The sequence below is a fragment of the Kribbella sp. NPDC020701 genome, from assembly GCF_055562215.1.
Map to the genome: position 1 here is coordinate 596,459 of NZ_JBVHFT010000001.1, position 16,752 is coordinate 613,210.

General features: G+C 69.9%; 17 protein-coding genes. 12 read left to right on the forward strand and 5 right to left on the reverse strand.

Annotation, left to right across the window (positions count from 1 at the left end; translation table 11 throughout):
* Positions 1 to 54: 54 nt before the first annotated feature.
* Positions 55 to 2,169, reverse strand: a complete 2,115-nt coding sequence (locus ACZ3HV_RS02735; RefSeq protein WP_465680206.1) for a 3-hydroxyacyl-CoA dehydrogenase NAD-binding domain-containing protein — start codon at positions 2,167 to 2,169, stop codon at positions 55 to 57.
* A complete protein-coding gene (locus tag ACZ3HV_RS02740; RefSeq protein ID WP_465680208.1) occupies positions 2,166 to 3,368 on the reverse strand; it encodes a thiolase family protein in 1,203 nt (400 codons plus the stop codon). Before ACZ3HV_RS02740 ends, ACZ3HV_RS02735 begins: the two co-directional genes overlap by 4 nt.
* A 185-nt stretch (positions 3,369 to 3,553) precedes the next feature.
* Here ACZ3HV_RS02740 and ACZ3HV_RS02745 point away from each other — a divergent pair, with 185 nt between their 5' ends.
* From ACZ3HV_RS02745 to ACZ3HV_RS02770, 6 genes are all read left to right on the forward strand, one after another.
* Positions 3,554 to 4,225, forward strand: a complete 672-nt coding sequence (locus tag ACZ3HV_RS02745) for a hypothetical protein (protein ID WP_360379482.1) — start codon at positions 3,554 to 3,556, stop codon at positions 4,223 to 4,225.
* Between the two features lie 21 nt (positions 4,226 to 4,246).
* Positions 4,247 to 4,924, forward strand: coding sequence for a dienelactone hydrolase family protein (locus ACZ3HV_RS02750; protein ID WP_465680210.1), 678 nt, complete (start codon positions 4,247 to 4,249; stop codon positions 4,922 to 4,924).
* Complete coding sequence (locus ACZ3HV_RS02755; protein WP_465680212.1) at positions 4,921 to 5,409, forward strand: glutathione peroxidase; 489 nt, start codon at positions 4,921 to 4,923, stop codon at positions 5,407 to 5,409. The genes ACZ3HV_RS02750 and ACZ3HV_RS02755 overlap by 4 nt, the downstream gene beginning before the upstream one ends.
* Before the next feature lie 101 nt (positions 5,410 to 5,510).
* Positions 5,511 to 6,101, forward strand: coding sequence for a winged helix-turn-helix domain-containing protein (locus ACZ3HV_RS02760; RefSeq protein WP_465680214.1), 591 nt, complete (start codon positions 5,511 to 5,513; stop codon positions 6,099 to 6,101).
* Positions 6,098 to 7,300, forward strand: coding sequence for an MFS transporter (locus tag ACZ3HV_RS02765; RefSeq protein WP_465680216.1), 1,203 nt, complete (start codon positions 6,098 to 6,100; stop codon positions 7,298 to 7,300). The genes ACZ3HV_RS02760 and ACZ3HV_RS02765 overlap by 4 nt, the downstream gene beginning before the upstream one ends.
* A 65-nt stretch (positions 7,301 to 7,365) precedes the next feature.
* A complete protein-coding gene (locus tag ACZ3HV_RS02770; RefSeq protein ID WP_465680218.1) occupies positions 7,366 to 7,851 on the forward strand; it encodes a VOC family protein in 486 nt (161 codons plus the stop codon).
* Here ACZ3HV_RS02770 and ACZ3HV_RS02775 read toward each other — a convergent pair whose 3' ends face one another.
* Together ACZ3HV_RS02775 and ACZ3HV_RS02780 are read right to left on the reverse strand one after the other, a co-directional pair.
* Positions 7,852 to 9,117: a ribonuclease D gene (locus ACZ3HV_RS02775; protein ID WP_465680220.1), complete on the reverse strand. Its 1,266-nt coding sequence runs from the start codon at positions 9,115 to 9,117 to the stop codon at positions 7,852 to 7,854.
* Positions 9,114 to 9,722: a DUF3000 domain-containing protein gene (locus ACZ3HV_RS02780; RefSeq protein WP_465680222.1), complete on the reverse strand. Its 609-nt coding sequence runs from the start codon at positions 9,720 to 9,722 to the stop codon at positions 9,114 to 9,116. Before ACZ3HV_RS02780 ends, ACZ3HV_RS02775 begins: the two co-directional genes overlap by 4 nt.
* A gap of 113 nt (positions 9,723 to 9,835) precedes the next feature.
* Here ACZ3HV_RS02780 and hemE point away from each other — a divergent pair, with 113 nt between their 5' ends.
* From hemE to ACZ3HV_RS02805, 5 genes are read left to right on the forward strand one after another with little or no spacing between them, the layout of a single operon-like run.
* Positions 9,836 to 10,900 (forward strand): uroporphyrinogen decarboxylase, encoded by a 1,065-nt coding sequence (gene hemE / locus ACZ3HV_RS02785; RefSeq protein WP_465680436.1) that lies wholly within the window; start codon positions 9,836 to 9,838, stop codon positions 10,898 to 10,900.
* Complete coding sequence (locus ACZ3HV_RS02790; RefSeq protein WP_465680224.1) at positions 10,887 to 11,393, forward strand: GNAT family N-acetyltransferase; 507 nt, start codon at positions 10,887 to 10,889, stop codon at positions 11,391 to 11,393. Before hemE ends, ACZ3HV_RS02790 begins: the two co-directional genes overlap by 14 nt.
* Positions 11,390 to 12,799 carry a protoporphyrinogen oxidase gene (gene hemG / locus ACZ3HV_RS02795; RefSeq protein WP_465680226.1) on the forward strand — a complete coding sequence of 470 codons (1,410 nt, stop codon included), beginning with the start codon at positions 11,390 to 11,392 and terminating at the stop codon, positions 12,797 to 12,799. Before ACZ3HV_RS02790 ends, hemG begins: the two co-directional genes overlap by 4 nt.
* Entirely contained in the window at positions 12,796 to 13,494 is a 699-nt protein-coding gene (gene hemQ, locus ACZ3HV_RS02800; protein ID WP_465680228.1) for a hydrogen peroxide-dependent heme synthase, read from the forward strand. The genes hemG and hemQ overlap by 4 nt, the downstream gene beginning before the upstream one ends.
* A gap of 5 nt (positions 13,495 to 13,499) precedes the next feature.
* Positions 13,500 to 13,877 (forward strand): VOC family protein, encoded by a 378-nt coding sequence (locus ACZ3HV_RS02805; protein ID WP_465680229.1) that lies wholly within the window; start codon positions 13,500 to 13,502, stop codon positions 13,875 to 13,877.
* Here ACZ3HV_RS02805 and ACZ3HV_RS02810 read toward each other — a convergent pair.
* Positions 13,874 to 15,949, reverse strand: coding sequence for an AAA family ATPase (locus ACZ3HV_RS02810; RefSeq protein WP_465680231.1), 2,076 nt, complete (start codon positions 15,947 to 15,949; stop codon positions 13,874 to 13,876). The two genes, ACZ3HV_RS02805 and ACZ3HV_RS02810, sit on opposite strands and share 4 nt — an antisense overlap.
* Before the next feature lie 129 nt (positions 15,950 to 16,078).
* On the opposite strand from ACZ3HV_RS02810, the gene ACZ3HV_RS02815 reads away from it, so the two are divergent.
* Positions 16,079 to 16,750 carry a GAP family protein gene (locus ACZ3HV_RS02815; RefSeq protein ID WP_465680233.1) on the forward strand — a complete coding sequence of 224 codons (672 nt, stop codon included), beginning with the start codon at positions 16,079 to 16,081 and terminating at the stop codon, positions 16,748 to 16,750.
* The last annotated feature ends 2 nt before the right edge of the window (positions 16,751 to 16,752 follow it).

The following is a 16,752-nucleotide window of genomic DNA, read 5'->3' on the forward strand; positions in this document are numbered from 1 at the left end:
TCGCTCGGGGGGGCGGGGATGGGACACAAAGCCGGGGGCTCGGCAGGTCCCTGGTCAGGCGAGGCTTGCGATGCCCTTCGGCAGGAAGCGGGTGCCGTTGACCTTTTCGGCGATGCCGGTGCGGTCCAGGTAGGGGGTGATGCCGCCCAGGTGGAAGGGCCAGCCGGCGCCGAGGAGGAGGCAGAGGTCGATGTCTGCGGCCTCGGCGACCACGCCCTCGTCGAGCATGATCTTGATTTCTTCGGCCAGGGCGGTGAGGACCCGGTCGCGCAGTTCGTCGGGGGTGGACGGCTTGTCGCCGACCGTCACCAGGGCCTCGACCTCGGGGTCGACGACCGGCTTGCCCTCCGGCCACAGGTAGAACGAGTTCTTGCCGGCGGCAACGACCTTGGCGAGGTTCTCCGAGACCGTGAAGCGGTCCGGGTACGCCCGGTTCATCGTCTCCGCCACGTGCAGCGCGACCGGCAGACCGACCAGCTGCAGCAGTACGAACGGCGGCATCGGCAGCCCCAGCGCCGACAACGCCTTGTCCGCCGCCGGAATCGGCGTGCCTTCGTCCACCGCCGCGCTGACCTCACCCAGGAACCGGGTCAGCAGCCGGTTCACCACGAACGCCGGCGCGTCCTTCACCAGGACGCACGACTTCTTCAGCGTCTTGCCGACCGCGAACGCGGTGGCCAGCGACGCGTCGTCGGTCTGGCCGGCCCGGATGATCTCGAGCAGCGGCAGTACCGCGACCGGGTTGAAGAAGTGGAACCCGACCACCCGCTCCGGGTGCTCCAGGTCCGCGGCCATGTCCGTGACCGACAGGGACGAGGTGTTCGTGGCCAGGATCGCGTCCGGCCGGACGATCTTCTCCAGGTCCGCGAAGATCGTCTTCTTCAGCTGCAGTTCCTCGAACACGGCCTCGATCACGAAGTCGGCGTCCGCGAACACGGCCCGGTCCACCGAGCCGGAGACGAGCGCCTTCAGCTGGTTCGCCTTGTCCGGCCGGATCCGGCCCTTGCCGAGCAGCTTGTCGATCTCGCCGTGCACATACCCGACCCCACGGACCACGCGCTCCTGGTCGAGGTCCGTGAGTACGACGGGGACCTCGAGGCGCCGTACGAACAGCAGCGCCAGCTGGCCCGCCATCAGACCGGCGCCGACGACGCCGACCTTGGTGACCGGGCGGGCGAGCGACTTGTCCGGCGCACCGGCGGGGCGCTTGGCCCTCTTGTTCACCAGGTCGAAAGCGTAGAGGCCGCTGCGCAGCTCCTCGCTCATGATCAGGTCGGCCAGCGCCTCGTCCTCGGCCGCGAACCCCCGGTCGCGATCGTTGTCCTTGGCCGCCGCGATCAGCTCCAGCGCCCGGTACGGCGCCGGCGCCGCACCGCTCACCTTGACGTCGGCGAATCCCTTGCCCCGGGCAACAGCCGCGTCCCACGCGGCACCGCGGTCGACGTCCGCCCGCTCGACGACAACCGAGCCGGTCAGCACCTTGCTCGCCCAGATCAGCGACTGCTCGAGGAAGTCCGCCGAGTCCAGCAGTACGTCGCCGATGCCGAATCGCACCGCCTCCGGCCCGCTCAGCATCTTGTTCTGGTTCAGGGCGTTCTCGACCACGACCTTGACGGCCTTGTCGGCGCCGATCAGGTTCGGCAGCAGGAAGTTGCCACCCCAGCCCGGGATCAGGCCGAGGAAGACCTCCGGCGTCGACAGCATGCCGGCCGCGACCGAGATGGTCCGGTACGTCGCGTGCAGCGCGACCTCGAGTCCGCCACCCAGCGCGACACCGTTCACGAAGGCAAAGCTGGGCTTCCCGCCGTCGACCAGCTTGCGCAGCACCCCGTGCCCGATCCGGCCCAGGTTCAGCGCCTGCTCCCGGTCGACCAGCTTCGGTACGCCGGTCAGGTCGGCGCCCGCGGCCAGGATGAACGGCTTGCCGGTCACACCGATCGCGACGATCTCGTCGCGCGCCAGAGCGGCGTCGATCGCGGTGTTGAGCGAGGCTAGACCCTTCGGGCCGAAGGTGTTCGGCTTGGTGTGGTCATGCCCGTTGTCGAGCGTGATCAGCGCCATCGTGCCGGCCTTCCCAGGCAGCACCACATCGCGAGAACGGGCGAGCGTGACGACCTCGTCGCCGGACAGCGCGACCGCGGTGTCGATCAGTTCCTGCAAGTCGCTCATGCGGCCGCGTTCCCTTCCCAGTTCGGGTTCTCCCAGATGACGGTTCCGCCCATGCCGAGGCCGACGCACATGGTGGTGAGGCCGTAGCGGACCTCGGGGCGCTGCTCGAACTGCTTGGCCAGCTGGTTCATCAGCCGGACGCCGGACGACGCCAGCGGGTGGCCGTACGCGATCGCACCGCCGTACGGGTTGACCCTCGGGTCGTCGTCGGCGATGCCGTAGTGCTCCAGGAACGCGATCGCCTGGACGGCGAACGCCTCGTTCACCTCGAACGCCTGGATGTCGTCGATCGTCAGCCCGGCCAGCTTGAGGGCCTTCTCGGTCGCCGGGATCGGCCCGACGCCCATCACCTCGGGCTCGACGCCGGCGAAGCCGTAGGAGACCAGCTTCATCTTCGGGGTCAGCCCGAGCTCCGCGGCGGCCTCGGCGGACGCGAGGACGCAGGCGGTGGCGCCGTCGTTGATGCCGGCGGAGTTGCCCGCGGTGACGCGGCCGTGCGGACGGAACGGGGTCTTCAGCTTGGCGAGGTCCTCGGCCGTCGTGCCGGGGCGCATGGGCTCGTCAGTGGACGCGTAGCCCCAGCCCTGCTCGGCCGACCGGGTCGCGATCGGGACCAGGTCCGGCTGGATCAGGTCGTTGGCGTAGGCCTTCGCGGCCCGCTCCTGAGACGCGACGGCGAACGCGTCCGCGCGCTCCTTGGTGATGGCCGGGAACCGGTCGTGCAGGTTCTCCGCGGTCGAGCCCATCACCAGGGCGGAGGTGTCGACCAGCTTCTCGGAGATGATCCGCGGGTTCGGGTCCACACCCTCGCCCATCGGGTGCCGGCCCATGTGCTCGACACCGCCGGCCACGACCACGTCGTACGCGCCGAAGGCGATCCCGGCGGCGGTGGTGGTGACGGCGGTCATCGCGCCGGCGCACATCCGGTCGATGGCGTAGCCCGGGGTGGTGTTCGGCAGGCCGGCCAGCAGGGCCGCGGTCCGGCCGATGGTCAGGCCCTGGTCGCCGATCTGGGTGGTGGCCGCGATCGCGACCTCGTCCACCCGCTCCGGCGGGAGCTCCGGGTTCCGCCGCAGCAACTCCCGGATGCACTTGATGACGAGGTCGTCGGCGCGGGTTTCGGCGTATTGACCTTTTGCCTTGCCGAACGGGGTGCGAACGCCGTCGACGAACACGACATCGCGGATCTCACGGGGCACGAGGGCCCTCCTCTGGGGGTCGGGAAAGCTACCCCGATGCTACCCGCCGGTAACAGAACTCCCCAACCACCCCACGCTGTGCGGCTGCTCACAAACCACAGCCATGTGGTCACTCAGGCGTAACCCGTGGCGAATGGCGTCGAATCGGCGCATGCTGGTGCCAGGTAGCGATGGGGAGCCGTTCTATGAACAACTTTGATCTCGCCGTACCCGTCCTCAGCCGGGGGAAGCACCGCAATCCGCGTAAGGGCGCCTGTTTCATGGAGTTCGCCTCGTATCTGGCGGGCGAGCCATGGTCGGACCACCCTGCCTGCACGCATCCGCTGCTCGCGGGCGTGGCGCGGGACGTCAACGACTGTACGACGGATGCCGGCCGGTCGCGGCTGGCGCCGCTGATCCCGTCCGTGATCGGCCTGACGCCCGACGATCCGCACGTCGTGCCGCGGGTGACCGCGCGCTGCATCCAGCACGCGCTGCCGGTGGTCTCGCAGGAGCGCCAGTACATCCTGGCCGTCGCGTTGCTGGTGGGGGAGAAGCACCTGGCCGCGCTGGACGGACGTCCGCTGGACGACCTCGAGCCGGACTCGCTCGCGGTGCTGGAGTCGGTCCCGTCCGCGACCAAGTGGGCGCGGTCCTTCACCGCCCGGACCCGCCGGGGTACGCCGGACTTCGCCCGCCGGACCGCACCCCGGGCCGTGTCGTGCGCGGTCGAAGGCATCTCGCAGGCCTGCGTACCGGACCCGGACGACCGGCTGTACAACCTGCTCATCGCCGCGATCGCGGAATGCAAGGCCTGGGTGCCCAAGCCCGCGCCTGCTCCGATGCCGATCACGGAAGACCGGGTGGAAGTTCGCTAGCCGAGAAGTAGGCTTCACCGTGTGACGTTGGAGATCGATACCGGTAGCGGGTTGATGCCAGTCCACGAGTGGGGCTCCACGGACAGCGACACGCCGGGGGTGCTGCTCCTTCAGGAGATCTTCGGGGTCTCCGACTACATCAAGCAGCGTGCGGCGGATCTTGCTGCGCTCGGGTACTACGTGGTGGCGCCCGAGATCTACTGGCGGCTGGACGAGACCGAGCTGGACGAGTCGGACCCTGAGTTGCTGCAGCGCGCCATGGGCATCGTGCAGCGGCTCGACTGGGACCTGGCCGTTTCGGACGCGGTCGCCGCGCTGGAGTACTTGCGCAGTCGCGACCGCGCCACCGGCGTGGTCGGCTTCTGCTTCGGTGGTGGCCTCGGCTTCAACGTCGCCGCGGCCTCGTCGCCGGACGTCCTGGTGAGCTACTACGGCTCCGCGCTGCCGCGGCTCCTGGAGCTCGCGCCGAAGGTGGATGCGCGAAGCCTGCATCACTTCGGCGACGCGGACACCTATCTCGAGGTGGACGCGGTCGTCCCGGCGCTGGGCGAGGCCGAGATCCACCGGTACCCCGGCGCCGGTCACGCGTTCGACAACCCCTTGCCTGCCTTCCACCACGCGGACGCCGCCGAGCTCGCGTGGCGCCGTACCGTCGACTTCCTCTCTCGCAACCTCCCAACCTCCCAAGGAACAGCATGAGCCTGTACGACATCCCGCTGACGACCCTCTCCGGTGCACCGACCTCCCTCGGTGACTACAAGGGCAAGGCCGTCCTCGTCGTCAACGTCGCGTCGAAGTGTGGCCTGACCCCGCAGTACGAGGGCCTGGAGAAGCTCCAGGAGACGTACGCGTCCCGCGGCTTCACCGTGCTCGGTGCCCCGTGCAACCAGTTCGGCGGCCAGGAGCCGGGGACGGCGGAGGAGATCGAGACCTTCTGCTCCACGACGTACGGCGTGACCTTCCCGATGCTGGACAAGCTCGAGGTCAACGGCGACGGCCGGCACCCGCTGTACGCCGAGCTGACCGCGACGCCGGACGCCGACGGCGAGGCCGGTGACATCCAGTGGAACTTCGAGAAGTTCCTGATCAGCCCCGAAGGTACGGTCGCGGCCCGCTTCCGGCCCCGCACCGAGCCGCAGTCCGACGAGATCGTCACCGCGATCGAAGCCCAGCTCCCGGCCTAGTTACGCCTGCTCGTCAGATCGCCCACCGCGGGTCCGCGGTGGGCGATTTCTTTGGTCCGGATTCTGTTGCAACAACTCTTTCGAAAGAGTACTTTCGACGCATGCCGAACCCGCATCGTCGCCTCAGCGACCCGCGTGAACTCACCGCTCTGGCGCACCCGGTGCGGATGGCGATCATCGAACTGCTGTCGATCAGCGGTCCATTGACCGCGACCGAACTGGCCGACCGGCTCGACGAGACGCCGGCCAACTGCTCGTGGCACCTGCGGAAGCTGGCGCAGTACGGGTTCGTCGAGGAGGCCGCGGGCGGGAAGGGCCGGCAGCGACCGTGGCAGGTGCCGGGGCTCGGATTCCGTTGGGACGACGAGCACGCGTCGGGGTCGCTCGACGAGCGGCGGGCCGCGCAGGCGCTGTCCGAGGTGGTGATGGGTCGCGCGATGGACCGGCTGCGGGAGGCGCAGCAGCGCGCGCCGGAGGAGTCCGAGGAATGGCGCGAGGCGCACAGCAGCACCGAGATGGTCGCGTGGCTGACCGCGGCCGAGCTCAAGGAGATGAATGACGCGATCAATGCGGTCCTCGACCGCCATGTGGAGCGACTGACCGAACCGGAGCAGCGGCCGCCCGGCTCGAGGCTGTGTGAGTTCGTCGCGTGGGGCGTACCGACGTACCTCCCGGGGGTCGAGCCGGCATGAGGAAGCTGTTCGCACAGCCCGGGTTCCCGCGCCTCTTCGGCGGGTTGAGTACGTCGATGCTCGGCGACTCGATGATGTTGCTGGTGCTGAGCATGTGGGTGAAGACGCTCACCGGCTCCAACGCGCTCGCCGGGCTGACGTTCTTCTTCATGGTGCTGCCCGCGCTCGGTGCTCCGCTGCTCGGCGTCTGGGTCGACCGGCTGCCCCGCAAGGCGATCCTCGTCTGGGGCAACTTCGCCAGTGCGGCCGCGGTGCTCCCACTCGTGTTCGTGCGGGGCGAGAACGACGTCTGGCTGATCTGGGTGGTCGCGTTCCTGTACGGCGTCTCGTTCGTCGTCCTGCCCGCCGCCGTCAACGGGCTGCTCAAGGAGTTGCTACCGGACGACCTGCTCGTCGACGCCAACTCCAGCCTCGCCACGATCAAGGAGGGGTACCGGCTGTTCGGGCCGCTGGTCGGGGCCGCGATCTTCGCCACCGCGGGCGGCTGGCTGGTGGCGGTCGTCGACGCGGCCAGCTTCGCCGTCGCCGGACTGCTGATCGCGACGATCAAGGTCACCGAGAGCCCGGCGCCGGTGCGGAACACCTTCCGGGAGGACCTCCTTGGGGGTGTCCGCTTCCTGGTCGACGACCGGGTGCTCCGCCACGTCCTCGGTGGGCTCGCGATCTCGATCCTCGTCATCGGCTTCTTCGAGTCGTCGATCTACGCGCTGATGGACGCCTTCGACAAGCCGCCGACCTTCTCCGGCGTCTTCGTGACCTGCCAGGGCGTCGGCGCGGTCATCGGCGGACTCACCGCGAGCCGCGTCGTACGGCGTCTCGGCGAGGTCTCCGGCTGTGCGATCGGCCTGGCCGCGCTGGCCGTCGCCACCATCGTGTGCGCCGGCGCGCCCACCATCGCGGTGGTGCTGGTCGGCGCTGGCATCTGTGGTCTCGGCCTGCCGTGGACGTTCGTCGCGTTCACAACGTTGCTGCAGCGCCGCTCGCCCGGCCACCTCATCGGCCGGGTGTCGACCGCGGTCGAGGTCCTGCTGTCCACGCCGCAGGCGATCTCCCTCGCACTCGGCAGCCTGCTCGTCAGCCTGCTGAGCTACCGCACGATCTTCGTCATCATCGCGACGGTGATCCTGCTCGGCGCACTCCAGATCGTTCTCACCCTCGGCGATCAGATCCGTCGAAAGCCGACCGTCAGCGTGGAGTAGAGGACCGAAGTTGTCCTGTACTGCTTCTAGCGTGAGGGGTAGCCGACCGCGAAGGAGCAGGAATCATGACGACTGTGAACCCGATCCCCGAGGGATACCACTCGGTGACGCCGTGGATCATCGGGCGCGACACCGCCGGGCTGATGGACTTCCTGGCGGCCGCGTTCGATGCCGAGGACCTGGGCGGACGGGTCGTGGACGAGCACGGGAACATCGGGCACGCCGAGATGCGGATCGGGGACTCGGTGGTGATGATGTTCGACAAGCCGGACTGGCCGCCGACGCCGGCGTTCCTGCGGCTCTACGTGCCGGATGTGCACGAGACGCTGAAGAAGGCCGTTGCGGCCGGGGGCACGGTGGTGACCGAGCCGACGCATCTGTTCTGGGGCGATGTCGTGGCGCGGGTACACGACCCCTTCGGGAACTTGTACTGGCTGCAGACGCGGATCGAGGTTGTCGACGAAGCCGAGTTGGGGCGCCGGTTCGCCGATGAGAAGTTCACCAAGGCGCTGGAGTACGTGCAGAGCTCGTTGTTCCGCCCGGTGGGCTGATCAGTCCAGCGGTTTGGCGGGCGCGGCCTCGGAGGCCATGGCGTCGGTCAGGGTCTCGGCGGTGAGGCCGATCTGCCAGCCGCGGGCGTGGTGCTCGCGCAGGAACGTCGTCACCACGTCGAGGCTCAGGTCGGGCGGCGGCGACCATGCGAGGCGCCGGATCGTGTCGGGGGAGAGCAGGTTCTCGGTCGGCAGCCGGTGTGCCTCGGCGATCTCCGAGACCGCGGCTCGCGCGGCGGACAACCGTGCTGCCGCGTCCGGGTCGCGGTCGGCCCAGGCTCGGGCCGGCGGCGGGCCGTCGTACCGGGGTCCTTGCTTGGGGAGCTCGGACTCGGGGAGGCGGCGTGCGTGCTCGACGGCCTCCCACCAGGTCCGCATGTGCCGGTGCGCGCCGCGGCCCTTGAACGCGGTCAGGCGCTGCAGCGTGTCCCGGTCGGCCGGCATCGCCGACGCCGCCTCGACGATCGCCGCGTCGGGCAGGATCCGGCCGGGGGAGATGTCCGCGGTCTCGGCGATCTGGTCGCGGGCCTCCCACAACGCCCGTACGACGGCCAGACTCCGGCGATTGCGGACCCGGTGCATGCCCGACGTACGACGCCACGGGTCGGGCCTCGGCTCCCGCGGGGGAGCCTCGAGGATCGCGGAGAACTCCTGCTCGGCCCACTCCCACTTGCCCTCGCGGCGCAGCTCCTGCTCGATCGCGTCGCGCAGCTCGATCAGCATCTCGACGTCCAGCGCGGCGTACACGAGCCAGGGCGCGGGCAGCGGCCGGGTCGACCAGTCGGCGGCGGAGTGCTCCTTGCGCATCCGGTAGCCGAGGACTTCGCTCACCAGCGAGGCCAGGCCGACCTTCGGGTACCCGAGGAGGCGGCCGGCCAGCTCGGTGTCGAACACCGTCCGCGGCACCATCCCGACCTCGGCCAGGCAGGCCAGGTCCTGGTTGGCGGCGTGGATGATCCACTCGGTGTCGACGATCGCGTCGCCGAGCGCGGACAGGTCACCGAACGGGATCGGGTCGATCAGCGCGGAGCCGGAGCCCTCGCGGCGCAGCTGCACCAGGTACGCGCGGTGCGAGTACCGGTAACCGGACGCGCGCTCGGCGTCGACGGCGACCGGGCCCGTGCCGGAGCGGAACGCGTCGACCACCTCGGTCAGCGCGGAGTCGGAGTCGACGACCTCGGAGAGCCCGTCGCGCAGCTCGAGCAGCGGCAACTGCGCGGTCGGGTCGTCCGGGACGGGCGACTGCTGGGTCTCGGCTGGGCTCATCGGCCCCGCTGTCCGCGCCGGGTCGGCATCGCGACCACTCCCGGCGGAACCGGCGGCAGGCCGGCCGCCGTGCAGAGCACCTCGCCCCACGCCTCGGCGTGCCGGGTCACGTCCACGCTGCGACCGTCACCAGGTCCCGGTACCGGACTCCAGGACGCGCGGATCTCGATCTCCGCCGTCGCGTCGTCGTCGGCCATGCCGCCGAAGCTTTCCGATACCACTCTGGTGACGGTACCGCTCGGGGCCAGGAAGTCCGCACCCCGGTCGGTCAGCGCCTCCATCAGCCAGGTCCAGCCCACGCCACCGAGCAGCGCGTCGGTCACCATCTCCGGTTCGACGGCGGCACGCACGTACGCGACACAGCGGAAGGTCGACTGCCAGGCGTCGTTCCCGTCCGGGTCGTAGAGGATGACCAGGCGGCCGGTGGCGATGTCGTCGCCGTCGACCGTCACGTCGGCGCTGACCGCCGCCGCATGCGGTGCGATCCGCTGCGGTGCGGGCATCTCCTCGACGAATACCTCGGGCCGGAACCGGGCACCGCGCAATTGCGACACTGCCTCGGCGAACTCCGCGGGTGGCGCGTCGACCTGCTTGCGGGCACCCATGCTTCGCAGCCTACGACTGATTACTCACCGACGCTGCTCTCGACGCGCCGGTAACAGGCCGCGACCACCCTGTGAGCAGCCTGAAGGCGGCGTGGGATCATCGCTCTGTGCCCTTGACAGACACCTCGGCGACCGCCCGTTCTCCCTTCCTGCTCGCGGCCCGCGGCGAGCCCGGACCGCACACGCCGGTCTGGTTCATGCGCCAGGCGGGGCGTTCGCTGCCGGAGTATCACAAGGTCCGTGAGGGGACCACGATGCTCGAGTCGTGTATGCGTCCCGACCTCGTCGTCGAGATAACGCTGCAGCCGGTACGCCGTTACGGCGTGGACGCGGCGGTCTTCTACTCCGACATCGTCCTGCCGCTGAAGTCGGTCGGTTTCGACATCGAGATCAAGCCCGGCGTCGGCCCGGTGGTCGCGAACCCGATCCGCGACGCCGCCGGCCTGGAGACGGTCCGCCCGGTCACACCGGCCGATGTGCCGTACATCACCGAGTCGGTGCAGCAGTTGGTCTCCGAGCTCGGCGGGACCCCGCTGATCGGGTTCGCGGGCGCGCCGTTCACGGTCGCGTCGTACCTGGTCGAGGGTGGGCCGAGCAAGGACCACGCCAAGACGAAGGCGCTCATGCACGGCAACCCGGCGCTGTGGCACGCGCTCGCGGACCGGTTGGCCGATGTCGCCATCGCGTACCTCTCGGTCCAGGTCGAAGCGGGTGCGTCCGCGATCCAGCTGTTCGACTCGTGGGCGGGCGGGCTGTCGCCGCGGGACTACGAGCGGTTCGTCGAGCCGCACTCGGCCAAGGTCTTCGACGCGCTGGCGTCGTACGACGTACCGCGGTTGCACTTCGGCGTGAACACGGGCGAGCTGCTCGGCCTGATGAGCGCGGCCGGCGCCGACGTCGTCGGGGTCGACTGGCGCGTGCCCCTGGACGAGGCGGTACGGCGGATCACGGCGGCCGGCGCGGGTCCGAAGCCGGTGCAGGGCAACCTGGACCCGGCGCTGCTCTTCGCCGGCTGGGACGCCCTCGAGCCCGAGATCGACCGGATCCTGGCCGAGGGGCACGCGGCACCCGGTCACATCTTCAACCTCGGCCACGGTGTCCCGCCGAACGCCGACCCCGAGGTCCTCGGCCGGATCGTCAAGTACGTCCACGCGAAGTCCGCCCGTGTACCTGCCTGACCACGAGGTGACGCTGGAGCGTCTCACCGCAGCGCACGCCGACGCCGTACTGGCGTTCGAGCTGGAGAACCGCGAGTACTTCGCCTCGTGGGTGTGGGACCGCGGTGACGACTACTTCACGTCCTTCGCGGCCATTCACGCGGCCCGCCTGGCCGAGCAGGAGGCTGGGGTCTGCCAGTTCCACGTCCTGGTGGACAAGTCCGGTGCGGTGGTCGGCAGGGTGAACCTGGTCGACCTCGAGAACGGGTCGGCCGAGCTCGGCTACCGGATCGCGGAGAAGGCCGGCGGCAAGGGGCTCGCCACGGCCGCGGTGCGCGCGGTCATCCAGCTCGCTGCGTCGGAGTACAGGCTGACGAGGCTGTGGGCGGGGGCGTCGGACCGCAACCCCGCGTCGCAGACGATCTTGACGCGGGCAGGCTTCCGGCCGATCGGCAAGTCGAACACGGACCTGGGACCGGGGACGAGGTACGAGCTGATGCTGGAGGACTCGTGAGCAGGGTGGTTGTGGTTGGTGGCGGGATCAGCGGGCTGGCGGCTGCGTACGCGCTGGCGACCGGGCCGAATCCTCCACAGATCACCGTGCTCGAGGGGTCGCCGCGGCTCGGGGGCAAGCTGGCGGGCGATGAGCTCGAGGGTGTGCCGGTCGACCTGGGCGCCGAGTCGGTGCTGGCCCGGCGGCCGGAGGCGGTCGACCTGATTCGCGCGGTCGGGCTCGGCGACGACCTGGTGCATCCGGCCACGACGTCCGCCGGGCTATGGGTCGGGGACCGGATCCGGGCGATCCCGCCGACCATCATGGGCGTCCCGGTCGACCCGGCCACGACGGTCGACGTACTCGGATCATCGGCCGCTTCCCAGGTCGCACATGAGGCGGAGTTGCCCGCGCCGGCGCTCACCGAGGACGTTGCGATCGGACGGTTCGTCGGGGAGCGCATGGGGTCGGCGGTGACGGACAAGCTGATCGATCCGCTGCTCGGCGGGGTGTACGCCGGCAAAGCCGAGGAGATCTCGCTGGCGGCCGCGGTCCCGGAGCTCTACGCCAAGCTGCGGACGGCCCCGAGCCTGCTCACGGCGACCGCCGAGCTGCGGGAGGCAGGACAGCGTCGGGCCGGTCAGCCGGTGTTCGCGGGCGTCGTCGGTGGGGTCAACCGGGTGATCGAGGCGCTGGAGAAGGATCTGACGGCTCGTGGTGTCGACATCCGGCGCAAGCTCGCCGTACGGCGGATCACGCGGACGGCCGATGGATACACGCTGGAGGCCGGGCCGGTGCCGGCTCCGACTCTGCTGACCGCGGACGCCGTGATCGTCGCCGTACCCGCGGCGCCCGCGGCCCGGATGCTGGCCGACCTGGTGCCGGCGGCATCGACCGAGCTGGCGACGATCGAGTACGCGAGCATGGCGATCGTGACGCTGGCGGTCCGGAAGAAGGACTGGCCGGCTGATGCGATCGGGTCGGGGTTCCTCGTGCCGTCGGTGGAGGGGCGGACGATCAAGGCTGCGACGTACTCGCACGCGAAGTGGGAGTGGTCGAGCGAGGCCGGGGGAGACCTGGCGGTACTGCGTGCCTCGGTCGGACGGCTCGGTGAGGAGTACGTGTTGCAGCGGTCCGATGAGGAGCTGATAGCGCTGGCCACCGCGGACCTCGGGCGTGCCATGGGGTTGCAGGCGCCGGTGGTCGGGTCCCTGGTGACTCGCTGGGGTGGTGGGCTTCCGCAGTACGCCGTGGGTCACCTGGACCGCGTCGACCGACTGGAGGCGGCCGTGCAGGCGGAGCCCGGTCTGGCTGTGTGCGGAGCGGCGTACCGGGGCGTCGGGATCGCCGCCTGCGTGGCGTCGGGTGGCAAGGCGGCCACCCGGGTGCAGGCTCATCTGGCCACATTGGAGACAATGGGTTCGTGACAGAGAAGCCGAAAGCTCGCGAACTCAACAATGTGATCCGGTACACCCTGTGGTCGGTCTTCAAGGTCGAGACGCCGCTGGGGGACGCGGACCGGGACGAGCTGACCGCTGAGCTGTCCGACCTGCTGGCGAAGCTGCGGGCCGACGACGACGTGGTGATCCGCGGCATCTACGACGTCGAAGGATTCCGGGCCGACGCCGACTTCATGATCTGGTGGCACGCGCCGACGTCGGACTCGCTGCAGAAGGCGTACCACGCGCTGCGCCGGTCGAGGCTCGGGCGGCACCTGGTTCCGGTCTGGTCGCAGTTCGCGCTGCACCGGCCGGCGGAGTTCAACAAGAGCCACATCCCGGCGTTCCTGGCCGACGAGGAGCCGCGGGCCTACGTGTGCGTCTACCCGTTCGTGCGGTCCTACGAGTGGTACCTGCTGCCGGACGAGGAGCGGCGCTTCATGCTGGCCGAGCACGGCAAGATGGCGCGCACCTACCCGGACGTGCGGGCGAACACGGTGGCGTCGTTCGCGCTCGGCGACTACGAGTGGATGCTGGCGTTCGAGGCCGACGAGCTGCACCGGATGGTCGACCTGATGCGCGATCTGCGCGCGTCCACGGCCCGGCGGCACGTCCGCGAGGAGATCCCGTTCTACACCGGCAAGCGGACCGAGCTCGGCGAGCTGGTCGCGAACCTGGCGTAGCGGACGTGCACCGCAAGGCGTTCCCGGTCCTGTACGTCGCCGACGTACGCCGGTCCGTGGAGTTCTACACGCTGCTCGGCTATGAGTCGACGTACCAGTTCCCGCTCGAGGGCGACCCGCACTACGTCGGCCTGGAACGCGGTGACTCCTCGCTCGGGCTGTCCGACGTGAGCTGGCCGGAAGCCCAGCTCGGCATCACCGTCGGTACGGCGCCCCGCTTCGAGCTCTTCGTGTACGTCGACGACGTCGAAACGGCTGTGGAATCCTTCCGGGCCGCCGGGTACAAAGTCCTGCAGGAGCCGGCGACCATGCCCTGGGGCGAGCGCCAGGCCTACATCTCCGACCCCGAAGGCAACCCGGTCGCCCTCGCCACCCCGATTTAGGTCCCCGGCTTCTGGAACAGGTAGTCCTCGGCGCGCATGGACGAGGGCGGCTTGACGTCGTCGGGGAGCAGTTCGCGCAGGTCGCGTTCGGTCAGGCTGTCCGCGTCGCGGGTGGACAGCCGGGTCGCCTGGTTGGAGATGGCCTCCTCGAGCACGTTCCGGATGAACCGGCCGTTGCCGAAGTTGTGGCTGCGCGGCGCCGGCGGGATGACGCTGCGGACCTTGGCCAGCACGTCGTCGGTGTAGATCATGCCCTTCTGCCCGGCCTGCAGCTCGAAGATCGCGATCAGCTGGTCGTTGTCGTACTCGCTGAACGACAGCAGCTTCGGGAACCGTGAGGCCAGCCCGGTGTTGGACTCCATGAACCGCTGCATCTCGCGGTGGTACCCGGCGACGATCACGATGCAATCGTCGCGGTGGTCCTCCATCATCTTCAGGATCGTGGTGACGGCTTCGAGGCCGAAGTCGCCCGGGCTGTTCTCCGGTACCAGGGTGTACGCCTCGTCGACGAACAGCACCCCGCCGAGCGCCTCGCGGAACTTGGCCGCGGTCATCGGCGCAGTCTGGCCGACGCTGGAACCGACCAGGTCGGACCGGTCGACCTCGACCACGTGACCCTGCTCGAGTACGCCGAGCTGCTTGTAGATCCGGCTGAGCAGCCGGGCGATCGTGGTCTTGGCGGTACCGGGCTTGCCGACGAACACCATGTGCCGGGCGCGCTCGTGCGTCGGGAGGCCGAGCTCCATGCGGCGCAGGTTGGTCCTGACCTCGGCCACCATCCGGCGGACCGCGTCCTTGACCGAGTCCAGCCCGATCAGCGTGTCCAGCTCGGCGAGCGGGTTGTCCCCAGGCGTAGCCCCGGGAAGAACCAACTCCTCAGGCTCAGGCCGGCTCTGAGGAGCGACGGACTCCGGAGCGACGTCGGCGATCGGCGCAGGCTCAGGCTGGGCCGGCGGCTCGGGCTCAGGAGCGATCTCGGCCACAGGTTCGGGCGCGGGGACGGCCGCGATCCTCGGCTCCGGGACAGCCTCGACCGGCCGGCGGTGGTCTTCGTGGAGGTGCCGGAAGAAGGTAGTCAGGTCCGGGATCTGCGGGTCCGGCCAGGGTGCGTCCGACAAGACGCCGGACAGGTGGACCGACACGCGGGTAGCGGCCGCGGCCCAGGAGCGCGCGAGTACCTGCTGGTCGTCGCGCACCGCACGGGCGAGCCACTCGGTGTTCCCGGCCAGCCAGGCGGCCGGCTCGAAGTCGTCCTTGGTGTCGGCGACGGCGTTCACCACGTCCCAGCCGGCGCCGCCCATGACCTGACCCACGGCCGGGGGAAGGCCGTCGAGCCCGGTCGTCAGGATCAGCTGAGCCATCAGCTGGGCGAAGGAGCCGGCCTGGTCGTCTGGAACCGTCATCAGCAGCTTCGTGTGCGCGTCCTGCAGCGTGCTGAGCGAGTACTGCAGGGCCGACGCGGAGCCGGCCAGCTCCGGCAGCACCGCGCGCTCGTTGTCGCTGAGCGCGGCCGTCCGCCAGAACTGAGCGATCGTCTCGTAGTCGGCGAGCGCGTGCATGCGAGTGACCTCGCGGTCGGCCAGCACCCGGTCGAACACGGTGGTCAGAACGCGGGCGCGAGCCGCCATCGGCGGCGCGTCGACGAACAGGCTTACCACGTCCCGAGACAGTTGCAGCGCCTGCCGGCGGGCCTGCTCGGGGAAGCTCCGTGCACCAGACACCGCCTGCAGCGGCCAGTCGGTGTCCGCGACCCGGATCACGTATCCGGCGCCGCCGAACCGGTACGGCGGCCGGTAGAAGTCCCGGGTGAGTTCGGCCGCGACGTCGGCGTACTCGCCGTGCAGGACCGGGATCCAGCCGGTCAGCAGCGGGGCGACCTGATGGGTGAACCACACCGCGGCCGGCGTCCCGTTGACGAAGTCCGGAAAGGCGGCCGGCCGCAGCGTGTTCGCGTCCTCGGCCCAGGTGCGCAGCTGGCTGCGGACACCGGCCAGCCAGTCGCCCGGCACCTCCCAGGGCTGGTCGGCAGCAAGGACATCGAGAACGCCGGGTCTCCGGGTGTCGTCAGCCACGCTGGCTCACTTTAGTGCGTCAGCGGGCGACGCCCGGAGCATCCTCATCCCGCGTGGGTGATGTCGGTCCGTGGCGGCGGGTGATCGACTTCTGACGGTCGGCACCAGGGCAATCGAGAGGGCTGCGACATGGGTGGTGTCATCGGCGAGATCCTGCCGCTCGCGCTGGGCGTGGCGATCAGCCCGATTCCGGTGATCGCGGCGATTCTCATGCTGCTCTCGCCTAGGGCGGGGTCGACGAGTATCGGATTCCTGGCCGGCTGGGTGGCCGGGATCGCCGTCGCGGCGACGGCGTTCACCTTGCTGTCCGCGCTCCTGCCCGAGACGGACTCCGACGCCTCGAAGCCGGTGCTCGGCACGATCAAGCTGGTGCTGGGGGCACTGCTCATCCTGCTGGCGGTCCGTGAGTGGCGAGGCCGGCCTCGGACCGACGCCGAGCCGGCGCTGCCGAAGTGGATGTCGGCCATCGACACGCTGACCCCGGTCAAAGGACTCGGCCTCGGCTTCCTGCTCTCGGCCCTGAACCCGAAGAACCTGATCATGGCCGCCGGGGCCGGCATCGCCATCGGGACCGCATCACTCGGCACGGGTCAGGTCGTCGTGGTGCTGGTGATCTTCACCGTGATCGCCGCGTCCACCGTCGCCGTCCCGGTGCTGGCCTACCTCGCGGCCGCCGACCGGATGGCCGCCCCACTCGAGTCGCTCCGCGGCTGGCTGGTCCACGAGAACGCCGTCGTCATGGCGACCCTTCTCCTGGTGATCGGGGTCGTCATGATCGGCAAGGGCATCGGCAGTTTCTAGGC

Excerpts from the sequence above, each read along its gene's own strand:
- ACZ3HV_RS02780 (WP_465680222.1), bottom strand. The coding sequence starts at position 9,722 with ATGGGTGCCCGCAAGCAGGTCGACGCGCCACCCGCGGAGTTCGCCGAG.
- ACZ3HV_RS02745 (WP_360379482.1), top strand. The coding sequence starts at position 3,554 with ATGAACAACTTTGATCTCGCCGTACCCGTCCTCAGCCGGGGGAAGCAC.
- ACZ3HV_RS02775 (WP_465680220.1), bottom strand. The coding sequence starts at position 9,117 with ATGAGCCCAGCCGAGACCCAGCAGTCGCCCGTCCCGGACGACCCGACC.
- ACZ3HV_RS02760 (WP_465680214.1), top strand. The coding sequence starts at position 5,511 with ATGCCGAACCCGCATCGTCGCCTCAGCGACCCGCGTGAACTCACCGCT.
- ACZ3HV_RS02735 (WP_465680206.1), bottom strand. The coding sequence starts at position 2,169 with ATGAGCGACTTGCAGGAACTGATCGACACCGCGGTCGCGCTGTCCGGC.
- ACZ3HV_RS02770 (WP_465680218.1), top strand. The coding sequence starts at position 7,366 with ATGACGACTGTGAACCCGATCCCCGAGGGATACCACTCGGTGACGCCG.
- ACZ3HV_RS02755 (WP_465680212.1), top strand. The coding sequence starts at position 4,921 with ATGAGCCTGTACGACATCCCGCTGACGACCCTCTCCGGTGCACCGACC.
- ACZ3HV_RS02815 (WP_465680233.1), top strand. The coding sequence starts at position 16,079 with ATGGGTGGTGTCATCGGCGAGATCCTGCCGCTCGCGCTGGGCGTGGCG.
- ACZ3HV_RS02765 (WP_465680216.1), top strand. The coding sequence starts at position 6,098 with ATGAGGAAGCTGTTCGCACAGCCCGGGTTCCCGCGCCTCTTCGGCGGG.